The sequence below is a fragment of the Streptococcus sp. CL6.35 genome, from assembly GCF_049737915.1.
GTDB lineage: Bacteria > Bacillota > Bacilli > Lactobacillales > Streptococcaceae > Streptococcus.
The window spans coordinates 52,517-73,068 of sequence record NZ_JBKOTU010000002.1 but is presented as its reverse complement, the minus strand read 5'-3'; the positions used below and the strand labels follow the sequence as shown (position 1 = coordinate 73,068).

Here is a 20,552-nt window from a genome sequence, read left to right as displayed (position 1 = left end):
TCTCCTTCAAGTTAAAATTCATTATAGATAAAGCTTCCTTGACCCTGACCAAGATAGCTAAAAAAGTAAAGCAGCCCCAGAAAGATAAGAAAATACAAGGCTGTCCGACCAAGAAAGAGGTACAATTCTTTTCTCTGTTTCATCAAGAAAAACCATTCATTTCTGTAATTTTTCGCTAAAATAAGAGTGATTCTTACTAGCTTATTTTTCTACCATTGTACCACTTTATATAGTATTTTTTCAATTGTTTGCCGTAGATTTTCATTATATTTAAGCTAATTTTAAAATTATGCGGTTTTTCTATGTATATTTTTAAAAAAGCCTGAGATTTTCATCTCAAGCTTTATCAACATAATTGTTTTCTAGATTAGAAAAGTGAGAATACAAGCACGGCCAAGGCTGCACCGATAACAGGTCCCACAACAGGAATCCAGGCATAAGACCAGTCTCCGTCTCCCTTGTTTGAAATTGGAAGGATACTGTGCATGATACGAGGTCCAAGGTCACGTGCAGGGTTCAAGGCATAACCTGTTGTCCCACCTAGTGATAGACCGATACCGACAATCAAAGTTCCCACTGCAAAGGTTCCGATTCCTGCTTGAAGGTCATAAAGTCCCAAAGCAAAGATTGTCAATACCAATACAAAGGTGCCAAGGATTTCGCTAATCAAGTTTGATACAGTATCTTTTATAGCTGGGCCTGTGCTGAAAGTAGCCAAAATATTTCCTGCATTTTCTTCTGCCTCATAATGTGGTTTGAATTGCAACCAAACCAAAATCTGACCGAGCATAGCCCCTGCGAACTGGGCTAAGATATAAGGCAAAACGGAAGCCCAAGGCAAGTCACCTTTTAAAGCCACACCAATTGTCACAGCTGGGTTTAAATGAGCTGGACTGAGCTTGCCAGATACAAATACTGCAACCGCAACTGCAATCCCCCAACCCATCGTAATCACAATCCAACCTGAGCTGTTGCTCTTGGTTTTTGGAAGAACCACACCAGCAACAACACCATTTCCTAGAAGAATTAGGATTAAAGTCCCTAGAAATTCTCCAAATAATTCATTCATCATCTTTCTGTCTCCATTAAAAAGAAGGGGCGGGCGACAAGGAGGCCTGCCCTCCACCTCTTTGATTTTTTCTTAATTTTTTAATTCTGCTAAATCGTTGTTAGCAAGAGCTGCTTCGACATCCGCACGGTAAGCGGCTTTTTCTTCTTCAGTCCAGTCATAGAATCGTCCCATTTCATCCAAAACTGGCTCAACGATGCTATCCAAACTATCACGCATAAAGAGCATGTGGTTGGTACGACGAAGGAGGAAGTCAACTGGGCTCAGAGCCAACTCATTGCGCATTGCATAGTGAAGGGACAAGGTATCTGCCAAGCTGAGTCCTGGTGCTTGTTCTAAACTATGAGCAAGAGCAAAGACTTTCGGTGCATTTGAACCATAAAGATTTGCTAGGTAATGAGCTTCCTTGCTATCCAAACCACGTGACACTCCAAGTTGCGCAAAGGCTTCGATTTCTGAGTCCACATTTGCTGGGTTCAATTCCCCACCTGAAACAGGGTAAGTCTTAGAATTGATGAGTTTAAAGCTACGGTCAAATTCTGCTTTGAGGATGTCAACCACGCGCTCCATAGCTCCTTCAGCCATCTTACGGTAGTCTGTGATTTTACCACCAGCAAGGGTCAAGAGACCATTATCATCTCGGTCCAAGCTAGAACCACGAGAAACTGCAGATGGGTCCAAATGTTTCTCAGAGGTACTGCTTTCAAGCTTGCTAACAGCAGCCTCTACATCTTCACGAGTTTTTTCTTTAGAGAGGTAAGATTCAACAGTCGTAATCAAGTTGTTAAAGCTTTCATCACTGATGGTTCCGTTATTTCCTCCATTGTAGTCAGAAGCGCTATTGCCTGCGATCAATGGACGAAGACCTGCCCAGCTGCTTTCGATATCATCAATAGTAATGTTGGCTTCTGGGAAGCGGTTATTGACAATGCCAAGTAGGTAATCTACATCTTCCTGCGTCACTTTTGGATGTTCCAAATCACCTGTGTAGTCTGTATCCGTTGTACCGAAGTAAGTCTTGTTTTCACGTGGGAGAACAAAGACCATACGGCCATCACCCAAACCTGTATCAAAGTAAACTGGCTGTGAAACCTTGATCTTGCTTGAATCCACTACCAAGTGAACTCCCTTAGTTGGACGCATTTGTGAGAATTGTGTTCCCTTATTAGACAAATTGCGCACCTTGTCGCTCCAAGGACCTGTTGTGTTAATAACCAGACGGGCCTTGATTTCAAAGACTTGGTCTGTCAAGAGATCACGAGCTACAACACCTGTAATCTTGCCACTTTCGTCAAAGAGGAAGCCTTCTGCCTTCACGTGGTTAGCAATGAGGGCACCGTCCTGGTTGGCACGTTTGATGTTTTCGATCACGAGACGCGCATCGTTGTTACGGAAGTCAAGATAAACTCCACCTCCTACCAAACCTTCTTTCTTCAAGTTTGGCTGGCGTTCCAAGACTTCTTCCTTGCTCAAAACCTTGTTAGCAGCTGGTGTGTTGTTGACACCTGCCAAGAGGTCGTAAAGATCCATAGCTACTTTAAGACGGAAGAGGCTAAAAGTAGCTCCATCTTCATCGTAAACTGGCAAGAGCATTGGGTCTGGTTTCGGAATGTGTGGAGCGATTTGTTGAACCACTGCACGTTCAGAAACTGTATCTGATACCACTTCTACATCAAATTGCTTAAGGTAACGTAGTCCTCCGTGAACCAGTTTTGTTGAACGGCTGGATGTCCCTTCTGCGAAGTCCTGCATTTCAATCAAACCAGTATCTAGACCACTAGCTGCTGCCTGCAAGGCTACACCAGCCCCTGTAATTCCTCCACCGATAATCAAGAGGTCCAAGGTACGTTCCTGCATTTTTTGAATTGATAATTCACGTGTTTTCTTTGAAAATTCCATTTTTACACACTTTCTAACTAAGTCACTTTATTCTTCCAGTATTAGTCGTCTATTTCCGCAAAGACTTGGGTTGCTTTTACAGCCTTCTTCCAGCCCTTGTAGAGTTGTTCCTTGCGCGATTCGTTCATAGATGGCTCAAAGAGTTCTCCTGTCTCGTTCAAGAGTTTCAACTCATCCAAGTCCTTCCAATAGCCCACTGACAAACCTGCTAGGAAGGCTGCACCTAGAGCTGTTGTTTCCAAGTTTTTGGCGCGTGCGATATCGATTCCCAAAATGTCAGCTTGGAACTGCATGAGGAAATTGTTCATAGCTGCACCACCGTCTACTTTCAAGACTTGGATAGCTGTCTGCGCATCCACTTGCATCGTATCGATGATATCACGCACTTGATAAGCGATAGATTGCAAAGTCGCCTTAATAAAGTCTTCTTTAGTTGTTCCACGAGTTAAGCCAAAGACAGAACCGCGAGCGTTTTGGTTCCAGTATGGAGCACCTAGACCTGTAAAGGCTGGAACGACATAAACTTCATCATTGTTGTGAGAATCACGAGCGTATTTTTCAGATTCTGGTGAATTTTCTACCATGCGAAGACCGTCACGAAGCCACTGAATGGCGCTTCCTGCGATGAAGATTGAACCTTCCAAGGCATAGTAAACCTTGCCGTTGATTCCGTAACCAATCGTTGTCAAGAGATTGTTTTCAGACAACTGCATCTCTTCACCAGTATTCATGATGATGAAAGAACCTGTTCCATAAGTATTCTTGACCATACCTGGTTCAAAGGCCAACTGTCCAAAGAGAGCTGCTTGTTGGTCTCCAGCCATACCTGAGATTGGAACTTCTCCACCATAGAAATGGAATGGGGCTGTCTTACCGTAGATTTCAGAGTTAGAACGAACTTCTGGCAGCATAGCCTTAGGAATGTTGAGGATTTCCAAAATCTCGTCATCCCATTTGAGTTCTTTAATGTTATAAAGCATGGTACGAGCTGCATTTGAGTAGTCAGTCACGTGAGCCGCACCGTCAGTCAATTTCCAAACCAACCAAGTATCGATAGTACCAAAGAGCAATTCCCCTTTTTCTGCTCGCTCTTGAGCGCCTTCTACATGGTCCAAAATCCAACGAACCTTGGTAGCAGAGAAGTAAGCATCGATGATCAAACCAGTCTTTTCATGGAATTTTTCCACATAACCTTGGTTTTTTAGTTGCTCAGCTAAAGGGGCTGTTTGGCGAGACTGCCAAACGATAGCGTTGTAGATAGGGAGCCCTGTTTTCTTATCCCAGACAACAGTTGTTTCACGTTGGTTGGTAATTCCGATTGCTTCGATTTGACTTGGCTTGACACCACTTTCGATGAAAGCACCCGCAATAACTGACTGGACTGAGTTCCAAATTTCATTGGCATTGTGCTCTACCCAACCTGCCTGAGGGAAAATCTGGGTAAACTCTTTTTGACTCGAGCTGACCTTTTCTCCTTTTTTGTTGAAAATAATGGCACGAGAGCTTGTAGTCCCCTGGTCAATGGCCATGATGTATTTTTCTTGTGACATGTGCTGTCCTCCTGATAAAGATCTTGAGGATGTTTCCTCTTTACACTTACTAGTATACAAAATAAAGCGCTTTCTTGTTTATCAACTTTTTTTAATTTTTTAAAAAATGTGAGGAGATTGTGTGAATTTCACAAAAAAGACCTGGAACGACCAAGCCTTTTAAGTGAATAATAACTGACGAATAGCCGCCAAATCTTCCATATCCAAGTCATTTTTTAAATAATAGACTGGTGTTTGTTCCTTCTTATGAATCGGGTTATTGGTAACCAGCAAATCATAATGTCGAGTTCGGTCATAGGCTTCAATGGTAATAAAACGATTGTATTCCAAATACCGTTTTAAAATGGCTGCCATCCTTGAAAAGACAAGAAAACCAGATGTCAAATCCAGACCAATCCGCATATGCTGACCACCATTTTCTGCCATATATTCCATCAACTGAAGCCATTCCCAGAGAATTTTCTTATCCAAATCCGTCCCCTGCCGAAAGGCAGGTAGAGCATGAAAAATCTCCTCTGCCGTCCCCCTAAAATCATGTTCCATCAGTAAATATGGATGACGATTCTCTAACTTGTACTTGTAGCGATCCTGTAAAATATAGCCCTTATAAAGATAGACTTGAGCACAAAGCTGACTGAGTTCATAGGTAACATGGTCCTCTGTATAATCACCCAGTAACTCCTCCTTCTTCATTTCTTGAATCAATTGCGTCAGTAAAGCTGCCAACTGCCCTCCAAATCCAAGAATATACTCCATAGTATGAAGAGGAAGAATGCGATGAGATAGGAGGAAAGAGAAGAAAATCATCATCTCCCCATCCTCAGTTCCTAGAGGAAGGTGTTGTCCAGCGAAAAATGACGGAGCCTTTCGATGCAAACGAAGGTAGAAAATATTGTCAAAATACCCCCGCATTTTCTCTTCTATCACTTGAAACTGACAAGCATTGACCCGAAGACGCTGTTGACTAATGTGAGCCCAGAGAACCAAATCCAATTTCTGCCCCGAAGACAAACTCGCACCGCAGATTTCCTCTAAACTGCCAATCTCCTGCTTTCTCTCTGGTTTCTGCATGTGACCTTCCCACTCCTGACTTGACCAGACCTTGCGAAAAAGACAGAAATAGAAATAGCGAATCTGATGCTCTGGACCTCGCCAACGTCCATTTTGGATGGATAAGTCAAATTCTGACAAAATCTGATTTAGACTAGCTAAGTGGCGACCAAGCGTAGCCTCACTAATCATCAATTCTTGAGCCAATTGATGGGCTAAAAACTGTTGGTGGTAGAGAAGATAAACCAAAATCTGGTATTTAACAGCATTCTCCAAAAACAAGCTCCGAATATCTCTCCCCTTGGTAGCTGCACCGATCGATAGACGCAGATTTTCATCTTCTAAGTGAATAGTCAGCTCTAAGCCACTATCCAAAGCCTTGTCATTAAGTAGGGTGACATATTTGGTTAGAGTTGCTTTTGAAAATCCTGTTTCCTCCATTACAGCCTTGACAGTCGTCTGAGACTCTTGTAACAGAAAGGAAAGGATTGAAAATTGGCCAGATTCGGCCTTTTCCATCAAATCTCCTAAATACATTTGTTACCCCTTTCATTTTCTTCCTTTAGAATAACACAAAACTTAAAAATGATGAAATAATCTGTTTCTCTTTTTATTTTCATGCTGATTTCCTGGTCTATTATCCTGAAAATCAGCAAACACACGGCTCCCCCTTTGGGAATTTTTGTGCTAAAATAGTAGCTATGGATAAAATTATTAAAACTATATCAGAAAGCGGCGCCTTTCGTGCTTTTGTCCTTGATAGCACTGAAACCGTCCGCACTGCTCAAGAAAAACATCAAACTCAAGCCAGTTCAACCGTTGCACTTGGTCGTACCCTTATCGCTAGCCAGATTCTCGCAGCCAATGAAAAAGGAAATACCAAACTAACAGTTAAGGTGCTGGGTTCTAGCTCTCTAGGTGCTATCATCACCGTCGCTGATACCAAGGGGAATGTCAAAGGTTACGTTCAAAATCCTGGTGTCGACATCAAAAAGACTGCAACTGGTGAAGTCCTAGTTGGACCTTTTGTTGGAAATGGTCAATTCCTCGTTATCACAGACTACGGTACTGGAAACCCTTACAACTCTATGACTCCTCTCATCTCTGGAGAAATCGGTGAAGACCTTGCCTTTTACCTGACTGAAAGCCAACAGACCCCTTCTGCAGTCGGCCTCAATGTCCTTTTAGACGAAGAAGACAAGGTCAAGGTTGCAGGTGGTTTCCTAGTCCAAGTCTTACCAGGAGCCAAGGAAGAAGAGATTGCTCGCTTTGAAAAACGCATCCAAGAAATGCCAGCTATCTCGACTCTTCTAGAGAGTGAAGACCATATTGAAGCCCTCCTCAAGGCTATCTACGGCGACGAGGCCTACAAGCGTCTTTCTGAAGAAGAAATCCGTTTCCAATGTGACTGTAGCCATGAGCGCTTTATGAACGCTCTTGCTAGCCTTCCAAGCTCAGACTTGCAGGAAATGAAAGAGGAAGACCACGGAGCAGAAATCACTTGTCAATTCTGCCAAACTACTTACAACTTTGATGAAAACGACCTGGAGGAACTCATTCGTGACAAATCTTAATACACCTTTTATGATTGGCAATGTTGAGATTCCCAATCGTACCGTTTTAGCACCCATGGCTGGCGTGACCAACTCAGCCTTTCGTACTATCGCAAAAGAGCTTGGAGCTGGACTCGTTGTAATGGAAATGGTCTCTGACAAGGGAATCCAATACAACAATGAAAAAACCCTGCACATGCTTCATATCGATGAAGGTGAAAACCCTGTTTCTATCCAACTTTTTGGTAGTGATGAAGACAGCCTAGCGCGCGCAGCAGAATTCATCCAAGAAAATACCAAGACCGATATAGTCGATATCAACATGGGCTGCCCAGTTAACAAAATCGTGAAAAACGAAGCTGGCGCTATGTGGCTCAAGGATCCAGACAAGATTTACTCTATCATCAACAAGGTTCAGTCTGTCCTTGATATTCCCCTCACCGTCAAGATGCGTACCGGCTGGGCCGACCCATCTCTGGCAGTAGAAAATGCCCTCGCTGCTGAGGCAGCAGGTGTTTCTGCCCTCGCTATGCATGGCCGTACCCGTGAGCAAATGTATACAGGTCACGCAGACCTTGAGACCTTGCACGACGTAGCTCAAGCTCTGACCAAGATTCCATTTATCGCCAACGGTGATATCCGTACGGTCCAAGAAGCCAAACAACGCATCGAAGAAGTCGGTGCTGACGCAGTTATGATTGGCCGCGCTGCCATGGGAAATCCTTACCTCTTCAACCAAATCAACCACTACTTTGAAACAGGAGAAATCCTACCTGATTTGACCTTTGAGGACAAGATGAAAATCGCCTACGAACACTTGAAACGCTTGATTAACCTCAAAGGAGAAAACGTCGCAGTTCGTGAATTCCGGGGCCTCGCTCCTCACTACCTCCGTGGAACATCTGGCGCAGCCAAGCTCCGTGGAGCTATTTCACAAGCTAGCACCCTAGCAGAGATTGAGGCACTCTTGCAATTGGATAAAGCATAGTCTCACATCTACAACTCACAAAAACGACAAAGCTCAAAAATGAGTCTTGTCGTTTTTTATATGTTTTCATCTTGTAAATCTAATTGCTTCACTCTAGCTATATAGTAGGACATAATCAAAAACAAATTGAGGCTGATAATCCAAACAGACCATTCATGAAGAAAATGCATCAATACAGCCAAGCTGATTGCCCCCACTATGAAACTTCCCACAACAATCCCATAATTTAAGGCTTGACGACGGTATTCTTGGATATTTCCTTCTCTTCTAGCAATGCGATACAAAGCGGTCAACATCTTTCGGTAATTTCCAGACGTCATAAAAATGACATAGGGATGATCTTCAATCAAGCTACCCGTAAATGTTAGCATCATCATTCCTGTTCCAAAAGCGATGAAAGGAACTTCTAATAGAGGAGATCGTGAAAAGAAAGGCAAAATAAGTGTCCCAATAAATAAAGGAAGCAACATCTTAACTCGCCAGTAGGCCGTTTTGCGGTATTCTTTCATGTGTAGGGCAAACAGAAATCCTAGAGAAAAGAAGATAATTGAGCAGAATCGTAGCATCGTATTAATAACATTTGAGTCGTGCCAATCAGATATAAGTAGGAGAATATTCCCTGTCTGTGTCGCTACCAAACTATGGTATTGAATATGGCAAAACACATCCAAAGAACCACCTACAAATCCAAGAAATACTCCCATTAGTCGTGTGTTTTGAGGTAATATTAATTTATCCGCCATGTATTATCACTCGTTTTCCTTTGATTTTTTTATTATACCACTTTCTCTTGGAGAAACTAAGTGAAAAACAGTTGGCTCACTCTTTTACAGCACGATTTCTAGTAAAAGTTAAAGCACCAAATTTTATTATTGACTCAAAGCAACACTGGAAACCTTGCCATCCGCTCCTGTTGTAATTTGGATGACTTTCCCTCCACCGATTTTGGCATTATACTTGCCATCATCAAGAGTATAAGAATAGCCTCTGATAGAGTAGTTTTCTTTCTTTCCATCAGCAGATTCTACTGTGAATTGACCGCCGGATGAAACTGTAATGGTTTCGCCATTGGCTCCCTTCCAATTTCCGGCTGCAGCTGAGAAATCACCATCTACCATGGTTAACACACCCTTGTAGCGTTTATTTTGTTCTGCTTGCTTGTCTTGAAGTTTGCGGTCAGTTGTAGGATCATAGCTTGATTGGTTAGACTGGGCTTGAGGAGCCTGTTGAGTTGAAGAAGCCTGAGCAGGAGTTTGTTGACTAGCCGCCTGTTGATTAGACACTTCTTGACCCTGTCTTTGCTCTGGTGCAGGTGCCGCTTGTGATGGCGTTGCAGTTGCTGAAGATTGATCAGTAGATGCCTTAGCCTTTTCAGATGAAGCTGAACTTGAGGACTTCTGAGTCTTGCTTTCTTTGCTAGCAGAAGCTGCTTTAGAGCTTGATGATTGGCTTGTCTTAGCAGAACTGCTTGCTTGAGTTGTTTCCTTTTTATTTCCACAAGCTCCCAGTAGCAAGGTAGAAGCCAATACAGTTGCTGCCATCAATTTGATATAGGTTTTCTTTTTCATTTTTCTACTCCTTTGTAATATTTTAGAAATATGAAGAAATCTTTTTGTAATATAATTGTAACATTCGCATTTGAATATGTCAACAATTTATCTAAACTATTTTAAAAATCTTAAATACTTTAGATACATTTACTCCTCCTACTCTTCTATTCGTAATAAAACAGAAAAACAGGAGATTTTCCTATTAAAAATTTGAATTCGTTTTTTTGTAATCGCTTGCAACTTTAAGTGCAAAGGAATATAATAACATTGAAATAGAATATAGGAGGTGTAGGCTTATGTTAAGCAAATATTACAAGTATCTTCCTTGGTTGATTTTGGGAGCTATTTGCTCTTATGAAACAGCCACTTACTATGCGCGAACTGCATTTGATGTCTTCTATCTGACTACAAGCTTTATGATTGTCTACATCGCTTTGTTATTTTTACATGAGAAATATCTCAAGTATCGATACAAAGACTTCTTTACTCACATGTTGAGTAATTCTAAGAAAGATAGCCATCCCTAAAACAGTCGCAACAGCAAATCAAACTAATAAAGGCAAATAAAGAGATCGGGAACTTTGTCCCGACCTCGTTTTTTATTTCAATCGATAGGTTTTTCTTGGTTTCTTTTTAGGCACTCGTTTGAGTCCGACTTCTTCTACATATTCTCCGTATTTTACGAGAAAGTTATTGCTGACGATTGGACGACCGGGGTTGATAAGATTGACCAGTTCAGTTCCTTCGTAGACAGTGAACTCCTCCTCCAGCAGATAAAGGAAGGTCGGATTCCAGTCGAGACGGCCTTGGATTCGTTTGATGGATTCTTGGATAATGGCATAATGGTCAAAAGCGAAGGCTTGCTCCTCCAACTCTACTCCCTTTAAGAAGCACTTGCCTGTCTGAAAATCGACATCTACGAAAACGACATCCTTGGCATCGTCTCCTGCTTGAACAAGTTCTAATGCACGACTAGGCAGATAAACCAAGTGGGCAATGGTCACTGTCCAGCCCCGTGGGTCACGGCCGGGGGTCGATACGGTCATCAATTGCTCAATTTTTTCCAAAGGAAGATCGAGATTAACTTCTTCTCTCACCTCACGCTGACAGGCATGCGCAGCATCTTCGCCCTTGTCCATAAATCCTCCAACTAAGGCCAAACAATTTTGATAAGGGTGAGCCTTGCGACGAATTAATAAGAGCTTGATCTTTCCTTCGACAAAGCAGTAGGCTACCATATCCACCGTCACACTTGGTTTTTCGTATTGAGGGAGTTCCTGCTTGTAGTACCAGTCTAAAAACTCTTCCTGACTTGCATGAACTTCAAAAAATTCTTTTTCCGTCATCCCTGCTGGAATCATCGTATCCGCCATTTTATGCCTCCTTACGAACTGCCTTGGTCCATTGGTACCAACCTACTAGACTATTGAGTGTGTAGACCCAGTACATCCCTTGAATATGGATATTTTCACCCCACCAAAGGTAGATACTAAAGAGATTGGTTGCAATCCAGAAAATCCATTGCTCGCGATAGAGACGTGTCATCAAGAGCTGGCCGACACCATTGGTCGCATCGGTAACACTATCACGGAAAGGGCGAGCACTATGGATACTTTGGTAAGCTAAGCCCATACCAATCCAGATGATAGCAGTCAAGGCTAAGTACTTGAGCCAGTCAAGTACAGATAATTTCTTAGCTTCAAAATGAGATTCTTCTGCTTTTCCTTGGTCATTGATACGGTTAGACAGCCAAGCATAGAGACCAATCGGCTGCATGACGAAGAAGTAAACAGTCGTCAAAACTTCACCATAAAAAGTCGCATTCATGGCCAAAATCAAATAGATAGCAGAGTTGATAGCCCCAAAGAGATAATTACTTGCACGTCCTTCTGCTACCAAGATAACACAGACAATCCCAGTCCAAGAGGCAAACAAGCTCATCCAGTCATGACTTTCTGTATTTTGCGTGAATTCCAAGATCAAGGGAACACTTGACAAGGCGATGAGATACAACCACTGGAAGAGGCTACGGCCCACAAAGAGATCTTTCCAGAGCAGGTGCATGATTCCTGCAAAACCGATCTTACGAGCTTCCGCATGGACATTTTTAAAGTTTTCGATAAATTGTGTGATTTTTTCAGTTAGTTTTTTCATATTTTTCTCCTAATCTGCTTGGTAAATGGCATCAATAGCCACTTTTGCTACTTCATAATTTCCTAGATAATCCTCAGCTAGATAAACTAGTGGAATGGTGGTTAAATATCGCTCTCTCATCTGGTCCAAATGCTGGGAAAAACTATGACGAATATGGTCTTCTGCCATGGTCATATCTCTAAATCCGTCATTGACATAGGAGCCGACAGGCTGCACAAAGAGAATCAAGTCCCATTTTTCCTTAGCTAAGATTGAGGCAAAGAGATTATCAAAAGTCTCTCCTGATAAATCCCCTTGGTCCTCAGTCTCCATGTAATAATCATAGTAGCCCTTGGTTACTAAGGAGTTGGTATCAGCTATCACCAGTCCCCTATTGGCATTACTGTCGATTAATTTAGAGGTCTGGTCATACTGTCCTAAAAGGAGATAATAGTAATCTTTTGGAGTCAATTCATCGTCACGGACATTGTTTTTGATCTGGTACTCACGTGCGTATTCCAGACTGACGGGTGCATCGTAATACCTTGCCAAATCCTTGGCTAGAGTGGTCTTCCCATTGCTGGCACTTCCCATAATCAACACTTTCTTTGTAAACTGACGACGGAAGGGTTGAGCGATATATTTCCAATATTTGCTTGGATTTTCTCGAATCATAGTAGCTGAGATACCAAACTTTTTTTCTTGCAAGACAGTCTCAAAGCCACGATTTGATAATTCTTGCTGGTAGTCTGCTTCTCCCACAAAGAAAATTAGTTCTTGCTGGGTTTCATCATAGGAAATCTCCGCTAACATTTGATCCAACCACTCCTGCCAGCCCATAGGGTAACGGGGAAGATTAGTCTCATCCAACTTGCAAACGGAGGTCAACTCGTCATCACGAAAGGCCTCTCGGATATAGCGGAATCTTTTTTGAAGCGTTAAGCCTACCTGTCCCCCTCTGTCGCCCTCATAACCTGAAACGACAACCCAGACCTGGTCACACTGCCGTTTGGCTCGCTGGATTAGATCGATATGTCCTTGATGAAGCGGAGCAAAGGTTCCAAATACCACTGCTGTTTTCTTTTTCATAAACCTATTGCCTTTTTATATTTTTTGATATTTTCATTATCTATGTTTTTATTATAAACTATATTTTTGTTTTGTCAATAGTTTTTTATTGTTTTTTATAAAAAACTAGCAAAAAAGAGAACCAAGATTGCTCCTGATTCTCCATTTTTATGCAATATCAAATTTTAACTGGCCTGCTTTAACACCAATCTTAAGTGTGCTGCCTGCCACCAAATCTCCCTTAAGAAGAAGTTCTGCCAACTTGTCTTCCACTTCTGTTTGCAGGGTTCTGCGAAGTGGACGAGCTCCCATCTCTGGGTCATATCCTTGATTTGCCAATAATTTCAGTGCGGAAGCTTGTAATTTCAAGTCAATGCCTTTTTCAGCCAAACTTGCCACTAAAGGTTTGACCATAATCTTCACCACTTCCTGCATATGGTCGCTAGACAGGCTATGGAAGACCACCTTTTCATCAATACGGTTGATAAACTCAGGTCTATAAGCCTTTTTCAGCTCTTCGAACATGCGTTTTTCCATATTCTCCTGGTCAAAACGAATGTCCTTTGCCCCAAATCCGACGGTCTTGTCATCACGAAGGGCTGTCGCACCAAGGTTTGATGTCATGATGATAATGGTATTTGAAAAGTCGACCTTGCGTCCCTTACTATCTGTCAAGACACCATCATCTAGCACCTGCAAGAGAACATTAAAGATGTCTGGGTGGGCCTTCTCTACCTCGTCAAAGAGGAGAACAGAGTATGGTTTGTTGCGAACTTTCTCGGTCAACTCCCCACCTTCTTCATAACCCACATAACCCGGAGGAGCTCCGTTGAGACGGCTGGCTGCGAATTTCTCCATATACTCACTCATATCAAAGCGGATAAGGGCTGATTCGTCATCAAAAAGAACTTCCGCCAAAGCCTTGGCTAATTCGGTCTTACCGACACCTGTAGGCCCTAAGAACATAAAGGAACCAATCGGACGCTTATGACTGCGAATCCCTGACTGGTTGCGGCGAATCGCACGGCTAATGCTTGAAACAGCTTGATCTTGACCGATGACACGTTTGTGCAGTTCAGCTTCCAAGTTTAAGTATTTCTTAGCATCAGTCTGAGTCAGTTTTTGAACGGGGATACCTGACAAGCGACTCAAGGTGGTCAAAATATCAGACTCTGTCACCAAGTCTTTATAGACAGGCACTTCCTCTTCTTTTGCGATTAACTGAGCTGCCTGTTTCCACTTACCATCTATCAAGGCCTTGTCAGCTGGACTCAAACCTGAATCGTCTGCTTTTACATGCTTTGCCTTATTTTGCACTGTTGCTGCTGCTTCATCTAAGAGGTCGATAGCAGAGTCTGGCAAGTGACGACTCGTCAAGTAACGATGAGCCATCTTAACCGCTGTTTCAACCGCTTCATCTGTGATTTGCACACGGTGATGCTTCTCATAAGTCGCCTTCAAGCCTTGCAAAATGGTCATGCTGTCTGCCACACTTGGTTCTTCAATCGTCACTTTAGCGAATCGACGAGAAAGGGCCGCATCTTTTTCGATGTGTTTTTGGTATTCTTCCTGAGTGGTCGCACCAACCGTTCTCAAAGTTCCACGCGCCAAGGCTGGCTTCAAGATATTGGCCGCATCCAGAGTTGAGTCAATCCCACTACCAGAACCCATGATGGTGTGGAGTTCATCGATAAAGAGAATCACTTGACCATCTTCTTCAATATCCTTGATGATATTGTTCATGCGTTCTTCAAAGTCACCACGGAAGCGTGTCCCTGCAACAACGTTCATCAAATCAAGCTCTAACACGCGCATCTTGGCCATTTCCGCAGGTACATCACCACTAGCAATCCGCTGGGAAAGACCAAGCGCTAGAGCTGTTTTCCCGACTCCAGCATCCCCAACCAAGACAGGATTATTCTTAGTCTTCCGACTCAAAATTTGAATCATACGCGAGATTTCCTTATCCCGACCGATGACTGGTTCTAACTTGCCAGAACGCGCTTGCTCTGTCAAATCATGCGTATAGTCCTCGAGACCACCACTAGGAGTCTGGGGCATGCCCATCATATTAGCCATGGAATTTTGCTTATCAGCTACTGTACGATGGCGTTGGCGTAAAGCCTTGAGGTCTTCACGAGTCCAACCTGCACGTTCTTCTAGATTTCGACGAAGGGCAGCAATCTTGACCTGATCTTTCTTGTCTTCATAAGAAAAACCTGCTCTCTCCAAGATACGAGTTGCCAAGGCATTGCCATCATGCAAGATCGCATAGAGAACATGCTCTGTCCCTAGCACCTTTGCGTGGACCACTGACGCTACATATTCGGCTTCATCAAAGAGAACCTGCAAACGATGAGAAAAAGGCAATTCCGTAAAGGTTTCATCCTGACTGTAGTCGGTTTCAGTCAGTTCCAACGCAACCTCTTCTAAACGGTCTATCTCATATGGATAATCATTTAAAGTCGCCCCTGCCACACTATAACTGTGATTGGACATGGCAATCAACAAGTGCCAAGATTCTAGGTAACGAGCTCCAAAATGGCCAGCAACCATGTAGGCACTTTCGATACATTCATTCAATGCTTTTGAATAGTTCATCTTACTTCCCTTTTCTATCTACCTCTTGTATGACCTGTCGTAACATATTAGCACGAACAACTGGAGCTTCTTCTCCTAGTACGCGATCCAAAGCTACTGATACTAGCAAATTCATCTCCTGCTTGGTCATCAATTCCTGCTCAACCAAAAGCTGCAGAATATCCTCATAAATTTCTTGACTAACTCGCTCACCAATTGAGTAAAGCAAATCGCGGAGCATTTCATGATGACTAGAAAACTCAATCCGTCCTATGCGAATGTAACCTCCACCACCACGCTTACTTTCAACCAAGTATCCTCTACTTTCCGTAAAGCGTGTCTTGATCACATAGTTAATCTGACTAGGAACAACCTGGAAAGTATCTGCCAACTGACTCCGTTGCAACTCCACAATTCCAGATTGATCTAAAATCGCCTTGATGTAGGCCTCAATATGATCCGATGTATTTTTAAATCTCATAACAAACCCACCTCTCTCTTTAAACCTTGACTATCTTTGACTATTATACCGAAATTTTCTCATTTTTAAAAGAAAAAGGGCGCTGGTAAAGGATAATCTTCACCAACTCCCTATTTTTCTACTTATCTAAGCCTAATTCTGCCAAGATTTGACGTTTGTAGGCAATTTTTTGAACTTCCTTGTCCTCATCTTCAGACCAATCTAGTTTAATTTCTGAAACAATCTGCCCAGGGCGATTTTTCAAGATATAGATACGGTCGCTGAGATTGAGGGCCTCCTCAATACTATGCGTAATAATCAGGGTCGTCAATTGCAACTGCTTGTGAATCTCCAGATACCAAGCATGGAGTTCCATCTTGGTTATCTCATCCAAGGCGCTAAAGGCCTCATCTAAGAGAAAGAGCTTGTGCCCGAAAAGGTAAGTCCGGAGTAAGGCTACACGCTGGCGCATCCCACCACTGAGTTCATGAGGGTATTTATCTCTTACAGCTGTCAACTGGAAGGTCGCAAGAATTTCATCTGCGCGAGCAATAGCTTCTGCCTTATCCACCTTTTGAATCAAGAGGGGCAGAATGATATTACCAAGCACCGTCTTGTGCTCCAAGAGCAGATCCTTTTGTAACATATAACTCACGCGCCCCTTGGGATTTTCTTCACCATCAAGGACAATTCTCCCTGACTGAACTTCTAAAATCCCCGCAATTAAGTTGAAAAGCGTAGTCTTACCAACACCACTTGGGCCTAGGATAGAAACCACTTCACCTGAAGTCACTTTCAGATTGATATCCTCTAAAATCCTATCTTGTCCGTAGGCATAACTGACGTGTTCTAGTCTAATTTCTGTCATTATTTCACAAATTCGTTGGTGAATCCTTTGTCTGTCAAGTCTTCTTTAAGGATACCATTTTCTTTGTCCCATCTGTAGAAGGCGTTCCAGCGAGCCGCATCAAATTGCCCCCATTTTTCCTTGTCGCTTGCGTATTCTTTTGACAAGTATTTTTGAGATTCGATGACAAAGTCACGTTTTTCCTTAAGTTCAGGTGCATTTTTGATGAGAATATCTGCCGCTTCTTCTGGATGCTCCATGGCATATTGGTAGCCTTTTTTGATAGCTTGGATGACTTTACGTGCTTCTTCTTTGTTGTCTTTGAGGTAGTCGTTGTTAGCAATGATGACTGGTGAGTAATAGTCAAATTCTTTAACGTAGTCTTTCAAGTACATAAAGTTAGCGTCTACACCTTGAGATTTGGCAAGAATTCCATCCCATCCATAGTAGATCCAAGCAGTGTCAAATACTCCATTGGCAATCGGTGTGATTGAGTTTGAGTCATTATTTGGTATTTTTTCAACCTTCTCAAAGTCTCCACCTTGAGATTCTACCAATGTTTTCAACATAGCAAGTTCAGTTGGATCATTCCAAGTTCCGTATTTCTTACCAACCAAGTCTTTTGGACTAGCTACATTGTCAGATTTACGAGAGATGATTCCTGATGTATTGTGCTCAACAATAGCTGCAACAGCAGTGATTCCTGCTCCTTTTTCCAATTTTTTAGCCATATAGTCTTGGAAATACACTGCAAATGGTGCCTTGCCATTGATAACCAAATCAGAAGAACTTTCTTCTGGTGGCAATTTCAAATCAACATCCACTCCAGCTTCTTTGAAATAACCTTTTTCCTTGGCCACATAAAGCCCTGTGTGGTTGGTATTTGGTGTCCAGTCTAGGATAAAGTCAATCTTCTTAAGTTCTGCTTCTTTGTTGTCCTTGGAAGCAGTTCCTTGACCACAGGCCACAAGCACAACAGCTACAAGAGCTGTTAAAACAGTTAAAAACACTTTCCATGTTTTTTTCATTTTGATTTCCTCTTTTCTTTTTCCGAAACATTCTAATTCTACGAACGTTTCCATTTAATAACATATTTCTCGCTGACATCGACCAATTTCATACCAAGAAGGCTGATAATCGATACCAGAATAATAATAGCGAACATGGTATCATACTGAAACAATTTCTTGGACTGAATCATGTAGACACCTAGTCCTTCAAAGCCTCCCAACCACTCAGATACTACTGTTGTGATAAAAGCGTAGGAGACACTGACCCTCAGACCTGCATAAAAGTAAGGCAGACTGACTGGGATTTTAAAATGCCAAAGGATTTGCCAAGGTTTGGCCCGCATCAGACTAAACAAGGTCAGCATATCCTTGTCACAATGCCTAAAACCGTCCAAAATGCTGACGATGATGGGGAAGGTTGTCGTTAAGATAATCAAGACAATCTTGGGCAAAATCCCATAACCGAGCCACAAAACCAGGATAGGGGCTATGGCAATGGTCGGAATGGTCTGAACAACCACCATCATAGGGTAAATCAGGTCATTGAGCCAAGTCAAACTATCCATAAGCACAGCCATGAGACAGGCAATCAAAACTCCCAGAACCAACCCCAGCAAAGCCACTCTCAAGGTCGCCCAGCTGTGGTGCCAGAGAAATTCTCTATCACGCACAAAAGACTGGAGGATTTCAAGAGGTGTCGGCAGGATAAACTTGGGGAGAAGTTTAAGAAAACCTGCTAACTGCCAGATTGACAAGACTCCTAGAAAGCCCAATAGACTAATGTGTCGTCTCAGTATACTTTTCAAGTTTCTCATCAATACTTAAAATCTCTCCTACATTTATTTTGACATTGGCAAAGACATTATCTGCCTCCTGCCCTGCCACTTCTAGCGCTTCTTTGAGAATGCGCATAAGCTCATCAAACTCCCCTTCCAAGACCGTTTCAAATGGTGTCACCACCATAGTCACTTCTTGAGCTTGCAGGTAATCAATGACCTGATCAATAACAGCAATCCGATTGATCCCCTGTGATAGGGGTAAAACTTGCAAGGCAATGCTTGCTTTCATAACAACCTCCACTTCTCGTTTTCCTTTGATAAAAAGAAAAACCTTTGCCATATATGGAAAAGGTCAAGATTAGACTAAGTATCGTTCCCTACGCTGGCATTACCCAGATCAGGTGCGGTCGAAGCTTAACGCTTCCTCTCAGACTGTACACAGACTCCCATATATTATATGGACATATGATAGCGCAAAACCAAAAAAATGTCAAGGAAACTGCTTACAGAAAAAGTAGGAAAAATTTCCTACTCCCATTTTCTATACTCGTTCTCCATCACTATTTACTCTGTAGCCATCCACCGTCGTATTAACAGCTAAGGCGCCTGAAGAGTAAGAATAATACCACTTACCAGATACTTGGTACCAGCCCGTTTTCATTGCACCTGAACTATCCAAATAATACCACAGACCATTTTCCTTTAACCATCCTGTCTGCATTTCACCAGATGATTTCAAATAATACCAGCTAGAACCATCTTTCAGCCAGCCTGTTGATTTAGACCCATTTGATTTGAAATGATACCAACTACCATTTATTTTCTTCCAACCGACAGTTGAACTGTTATTGGATCCATAGTTAGAGCTATTTCCTGATTGATTCTGATAATTCTGTGAAGAGGTTACTCCCTCTAGCTGGATATAACGACGACTTCCGTTATAAGCCGTATAACTCAACCACTTGTACCCATCTTTTTCGAGAATTTGATCATAATGAACATTCTCCCCAGGATAATAGTAATCAATCGCAGTTGCGCTAGCTAGAGGCTGATTTTTGATAGCAGCCTTAGTCTTAAAATAATGTGTTCCTCCTGTTGAAACTGAGGATTGACTATTCCCAACACTGCCACCAGGCAAATCCTTAAAATGAATAAAACCAGTCATAGTATTCGCCTTCACGACACGCTTGTTGTAAGATTCTCTTATTCCATAGTTGTATTCTTCAATCTCAATCTCATCTCCTATTACATTTGACACCCAGGCAACATGACCATAAGTTCCTGCAGTCGACCAAGCAATGGAGCCAATCGCTGGTCTATTATCGACACGATAGCCTTCACGACGAGCACGATAGCCCCATTCATTCGCATTCCCATAAGCAGCCGGAATCTCAAAACCATTGACATTACTCAAACGAAAAGCTGCAAAAGAAGTACATTGACGAGAATACATGCGCCACTTATCAATCTCCTGACTCCCATTTTTATAATGAGCAGGATAATCATCCCCACGCGCAATCGATCCATTTCCTCCGGAATAGGCATATACACTATTACCCGCTGCTAACATCAATCCTACTACTAAAAAGGGAACAACCTTTTTAGCTGATTTTCTGAAAGAAAATCTTGTCTCTGCTACTTTAAATGGTGAAATTTTCATTCTTCCTCCTTGAAAAATAATATAAATCGAAGATTACCTTCACTTAAACTATTCGGAGAAAAAAGAAAAAGTGAGAAAATTTCTCACTTTAGTCAAGATAATGAATCAAATTCTTTTCTGTAAGGATATCTGAGTAAGTAAAGGATTCAACGTAAACATTAGCTTGTTTATCTCCTTCAACGTTCCCAAATTCAACGATAAATAGGGATGGATAAACCTCAATTAGCTTACCCAATCTATTTTTTTGGCGCTTACGACCATTCTCCAAAGTCATTTCTACGACTTGTCCCTCATGTGCCTTGATTTCTTCTTTGATTTTTTTCATCTTGGCTACATCTGTAAATGCATCTGACATC

General features: G+C 42.2%; 21 protein-coding genes and 1 riboswitch. Of the genes, 3 read left to right on the top strand and 18 right to left on the bottom strand.

The genetic code is table 11. From position 1 onward, the window contains the following. Window positions 1-11: 11 nt before the first annotated feature. The 5 genes from ACLNCP_RS02950 to ACLNCP_RS02930 all read right to left on the bottom strand — a co-directional run bounded on the left by ACLNCP_RS02950 (window position 12) and on the right by ACLNCP_RS02930 (window position 6,105). Window positions 12-143 (bottom strand): teichoic acid D-Ala incorporation-associated protein DltX, encoded by a 132-nt coding sequence (locus tag ACLNCP_RS02950; RefSeq protein ID WP_000813667.1) that lies wholly within the window; start codon window positions 141-143, stop codon window positions 12-14. Window positions 144-367: 224 nt separating this feature from the next. Continuing rightward, window positions 368-1,072: an MIP/aquaporin family protein gene (locus ACLNCP_RS02945; protein WP_004255366.1), complete on the bottom strand. Its 705-nt coding sequence runs from the start codon at window positions 1,070-1,072 to the stop codon at window positions 368-370. A gap of 69 nt (window positions 1,073-1,141) precedes the next feature. Continuing rightward, complete coding sequence (gene glpO, locus ACLNCP_RS02940; RefSeq protein WP_045612462.1) at window positions 1,142-2,968, bottom strand: type 1 glycerol-3-phosphate oxidase; 1,827 nt, start codon at window positions 2,966-2,968, stop codon at window positions 1,142-1,144. 41 nt (window positions 2,969-3,009) lie between these two features. Continuing rightward, window positions 3,010-4,518 (bottom strand): glycerol kinase GlpK, encoded by a 1,509-nt coding sequence (gene glpK, locus ACLNCP_RS02935; RefSeq protein WP_084953116.1) that lies wholly within the window; start codon window positions 4,516-4,518, stop codon window positions 3,010-3,012. 159 nt (window positions 4,519-4,677) lie between these two features. Continuing rightward, complete coding sequence (locus ACLNCP_RS02930) at window positions 4,678-6,105, bottom strand: helix-turn-helix domain-containing protein (protein WP_424844014.1); 1,428 nt, start codon at window positions 6,103-6,105, stop codon at window positions 4,678-4,680. A 164-nt stretch (window positions 6,106-6,269) separates the two neighbouring features. Here ACLNCP_RS02930 and hslO point away from each other — a divergent pair, with 164 nt between their 5' ends. Together hslO and dusB are read left to right on the top strand one after the other, a co-directional pair. Then, entirely contained in the window at window positions 6,270-7,142 is an 873-nt protein-coding gene (hslO, locus tag ACLNCP_RS02925) for an Hsp33 family molecular chaperone HslO (protein WP_000357854.1), read from the top strand. Next, window positions 7,129-8,109, top strand: a complete 981-nt coding sequence (gene dusB / locus ACLNCP_RS02920; RefSeq protein ID WP_033678731.1) for a tRNA dihydrouridine synthase DusB — start codon at window positions 7,129-7,131, stop codon at window positions 8,107-8,109. The genes hslO and dusB overlap by 14 nt, the downstream gene beginning before the upstream one ends. A gap of 56 nt (window positions 8,110-8,165) precedes the next feature. Here the strand turns inward: dusB and ACLNCP_RS02915 are convergent, their stop codons facing one another. Both ACLNCP_RS02915 and ACLNCP_RS02910 read right to left on the bottom strand, forming a co-directional pair. Next, entirely contained in the window at window positions 8,166-8,852 is a 687-nt protein-coding gene (locus ACLNCP_RS02915; protein WP_261073856.1) for a DUF1275 family protein, read from the bottom strand. A 126-nt stretch (window positions 8,853-8,978) separates the two neighbouring features. After that, complete coding sequence (locus ACLNCP_RS02910; protein ID WP_424844013.1) at window positions 8,979-9,677, bottom strand: hypothetical protein; 699 nt, start codon at window positions 9,675-9,677, stop codon at window positions 8,979-8,981. A 278-nt stretch (window positions 9,678-9,955) separates the two neighbouring features. On the opposite strand from ACLNCP_RS02910, the gene ACLNCP_RS02905 reads away from it, so the two are divergent. Beyond that, window positions 9,956-10,186, top strand: coding sequence for a hypothetical protein (locus tag ACLNCP_RS02905; protein ID WP_424844012.1), 231 nt, complete (start codon window positions 9,956-9,958; stop codon window positions 10,184-10,186). A 72-nt stretch (window positions 10,187-10,258) separates the two neighbouring features. On the opposite strand, the gene ACLNCP_RS02900 is transcribed toward ACLNCP_RS02905, so the two are convergent. From ACLNCP_RS02900 to ACLNCP_RS02850, 11 genes are all read right to left on the bottom strand, one after another. Next, the gene (locus ACLNCP_RS02900) at window positions 10,259-11,032 is read right to left on the bottom strand and encodes an NUDIX domain-containing protein (protein WP_218493582.1); all 774 of its coding nucleotides are present in this window, start codon (window positions 11,030-11,032) and stop codon (window positions 10,259-10,261) included. 1 nt (window position 11,033) lies between these two features. Beyond that, entirely contained in the window at window positions 11,034-11,813 is a 780-nt protein-coding gene (gene pnuC, locus ACLNCP_RS02895) for a nicotinamide riboside transporter PnuC (protein ID WP_424844011.1), read from the bottom strand. Between the two features lie 9 nt (window positions 11,814-11,822). Further along, window positions 11,823-12,881: an AAA family ATPase gene (locus ACLNCP_RS02890; RefSeq protein WP_424844010.1), complete on the bottom strand. Its 1,059-nt coding sequence runs from the start codon at window positions 12,879-12,881 to the stop codon at window positions 11,823-11,825. 147 nt (window positions 12,882-13,028) lie between these two features. Then, window positions 13,029-15,461 (bottom strand): ATP-dependent Clp protease ATP-binding subunit, encoded by a 2,433-nt coding sequence (locus ACLNCP_RS02885; RefSeq protein WP_424844009.1) that lies wholly within the window; start codon window positions 15,459-15,461, stop codon window positions 13,029-13,031. Window position 15,462: 1 nt separating this feature from the next. Further along, window positions 15,463-15,921 (bottom strand): CtsR family transcriptional regulator, encoded by a 459-nt coding sequence (locus ACLNCP_RS02880; RefSeq protein ID WP_024057371.1) that lies wholly within the window; start codon window positions 15,919-15,921, stop codon window positions 15,463-15,465. A 118-nt stretch (window positions 15,922-16,039) separates the two neighbouring features. After that, window positions 16,040-16,768, bottom strand: coding sequence for an ABC transporter ATP-binding protein (locus tag ACLNCP_RS02875; protein WP_173876694.1), 729 nt, complete (start codon window positions 16,766-16,768; stop codon window positions 16,040-16,042). Further along, a complete protein-coding gene (locus ACLNCP_RS02870; protein WP_261013717.1) occupies window positions 16,768-17,775 on the bottom strand; it encodes an ABC transporter substrate-binding protein in 1,008 nt (335 codons plus the stop codon). Before ACLNCP_RS02870 ends, ACLNCP_RS02875 begins: the two co-directional genes overlap by 1 nt. Before the next feature lie 38 nt (window positions 17,776-17,813). After that, window positions 17,814-18,572, bottom strand: a complete 759-nt coding sequence (locus tag ACLNCP_RS02865; protein WP_162174238.1) for an ABC transporter permease — start codon at window positions 18,570-18,572, stop codon at window positions 17,814-17,816. Beyond that, on the bottom strand, window positions 18,535-18,825 hold the full coding sequence (locus tag ACLNCP_RS02860) for a thiamine-binding protein (protein ID WP_000647688.1): 291 nt from the start codon (window positions 18,823-18,825) through the stop codon (window positions 18,535-18,537). Before ACLNCP_RS02860 ends, ACLNCP_RS02865 begins: the two co-directional genes overlap by 38 nt. A gap of 68 nt (window positions 18,826-18,893) precedes the next feature. Next, a riboswitch (TPP riboswitch) is annotated at window positions 18,894-18,996 on the bottom strand. A gap of 81 nt (window positions 18,997-19,077) precedes the next feature. Further along, complete coding sequence (gene cbpD / locus ACLNCP_RS02855) at window positions 19,078-20,196, bottom strand: choline binding-anchored murein hydrolase CbpD (protein ID WP_049543254.1); 1,119 nt, start codon at window positions 20,194-20,196, stop codon at window positions 19,078-19,080. Between the two features lie 88 nt (window positions 20,197-20,284). Then, window positions 20,285-20,551 (bottom strand): Veg family protein, encoded by a 267-nt coding sequence (locus ACLNCP_RS02850; protein WP_001278169.1) that lies wholly within the window; start codon window positions 20,549-20,551, stop codon window positions 20,285-20,287. Window position 20,552: the final 1 nt, after the last annotated feature.

Coding starts and splice junctions, on each gene's coding strand:
- ACLNCP_RS02860 (WP_000647688.1), bottom strand. CDS start 18,825: ATGAAAGCAAGCATTGCCTTGCAAGTTTTACCCCTATCACAGGGGATC.
- hslO (WP_000357854.1), top strand. CDS start 6,270: ATGGATAAAATTATTAAAACTATATCAGAAAGCGGCGCCTTTCGTGCT.
- ACLNCP_RS02910 (WP_424844013.1), bottom strand. CDS start 9,677: ATGAAAAAGAAAACCTATATCAAATTGATGGCAGCAACTGTATTGGCT.
- ACLNCP_RS02865 (WP_162174238.1), bottom strand. CDS start 18,572: ATGAGAAACTTGAAAAGTATACTGAGACGACACATTAGTCTATTGGGC.
- ACLNCP_RS02885 (WP_424844009.1), bottom strand. CDS start 15,461: ATGAACTATTCAAAAGCATTGAATGAATGTATCGAAAGTGCCTACATG.
- ACLNCP_RS02930 (WP_424844014.1), bottom strand. CDS start 6,105: ATGTATTTAGGAGATTTGATGGAAAAGGCCGAATCTGGCCAATTTTCA.
- ACLNCP_RS02950 (WP_000813667.1), bottom strand. CDS start 143: ATGAAACAGAGAAAAGAATTGTACCTCTTTCTTGGTCGGACAGCCTTG.
- ACLNCP_RS02850 (WP_001278169.1), bottom strand. CDS start 20,551: ATGTCAGATGCATTTACAGATGTAGCCAAGATGAAAAAAATCAAAGAA.
- glpO (WP_045612462.1), bottom strand. CDS start 2,968: ATGGAATTTTCAAAGAAAACACGTGAATTATCAATTCAAAAAATGCAG.
- glpK (WP_084953116.1), bottom strand. CDS start 4,518: ATGTCACAAGAAAAATACATCATGGCCATTGACCAGGGGACTACAAGC.
- ACLNCP_RS02905 (WP_424844012.1), top strand. CDS start 9,956: ATGTTAAGCAAATATTACAAGTATCTTCCTTGGTTGATTTTGGGAGCT.
- cbpD (WP_049543254.1), bottom strand. CDS start 20,196: ATGAAAATTTCACCATTTAAAGTAGCAGAGACAAGATTTTCTTTCAGA.
- ACLNCP_RS02945 (WP_004255366.1), bottom strand. CDS start 1,072: ATGATGAATGAATTATTTGGAGAATTTCTAGGGACTTTAATCCTAATT.
- ACLNCP_RS02890 (WP_424844010.1), bottom strand. CDS start 12,881: ATGAAAAAGAAAACAGCAGTGGTATTTGGAACCTTTGCTCCGCTTCAT.
- ACLNCP_RS02915 (WP_261073856.1), bottom strand. CDS start 8,852: ATGGCGGATAAATTAATATTACCTCAAAACACACGACTAATGGGAGTA.
- ACLNCP_RS02900 (WP_218493582.1), bottom strand. CDS start 11,032: ATGGCGGATACGATGATTCCAGCAGGGATGACGGAAAAAGAATTTTTT.
- ACLNCP_RS02880 (WP_024057371.1), bottom strand. CDS start 15,921: ATGAGATTTAAAAATACATCGGATCATATTGAGGCCTACATCAAGGCG.
- ACLNCP_RS02870 (WP_261013717.1), bottom strand. CDS start 17,775: ATGAAAAAAACATGGAAAGTGTTTTTAACTGTTTTAACAGCTCTTGTA.
- pnuC (WP_424844011.1), bottom strand. CDS start 11,813: ATGAAAAAACTAACTGAAAAAATCACACAATTTATCGAAAACTTTAAA.
- ACLNCP_RS02875 (WP_173876694.1), bottom strand. CDS start 16,768: ATGACAGAAATTAGACTAGAACACGTCAGTTATGCCTACGGACAAGAT.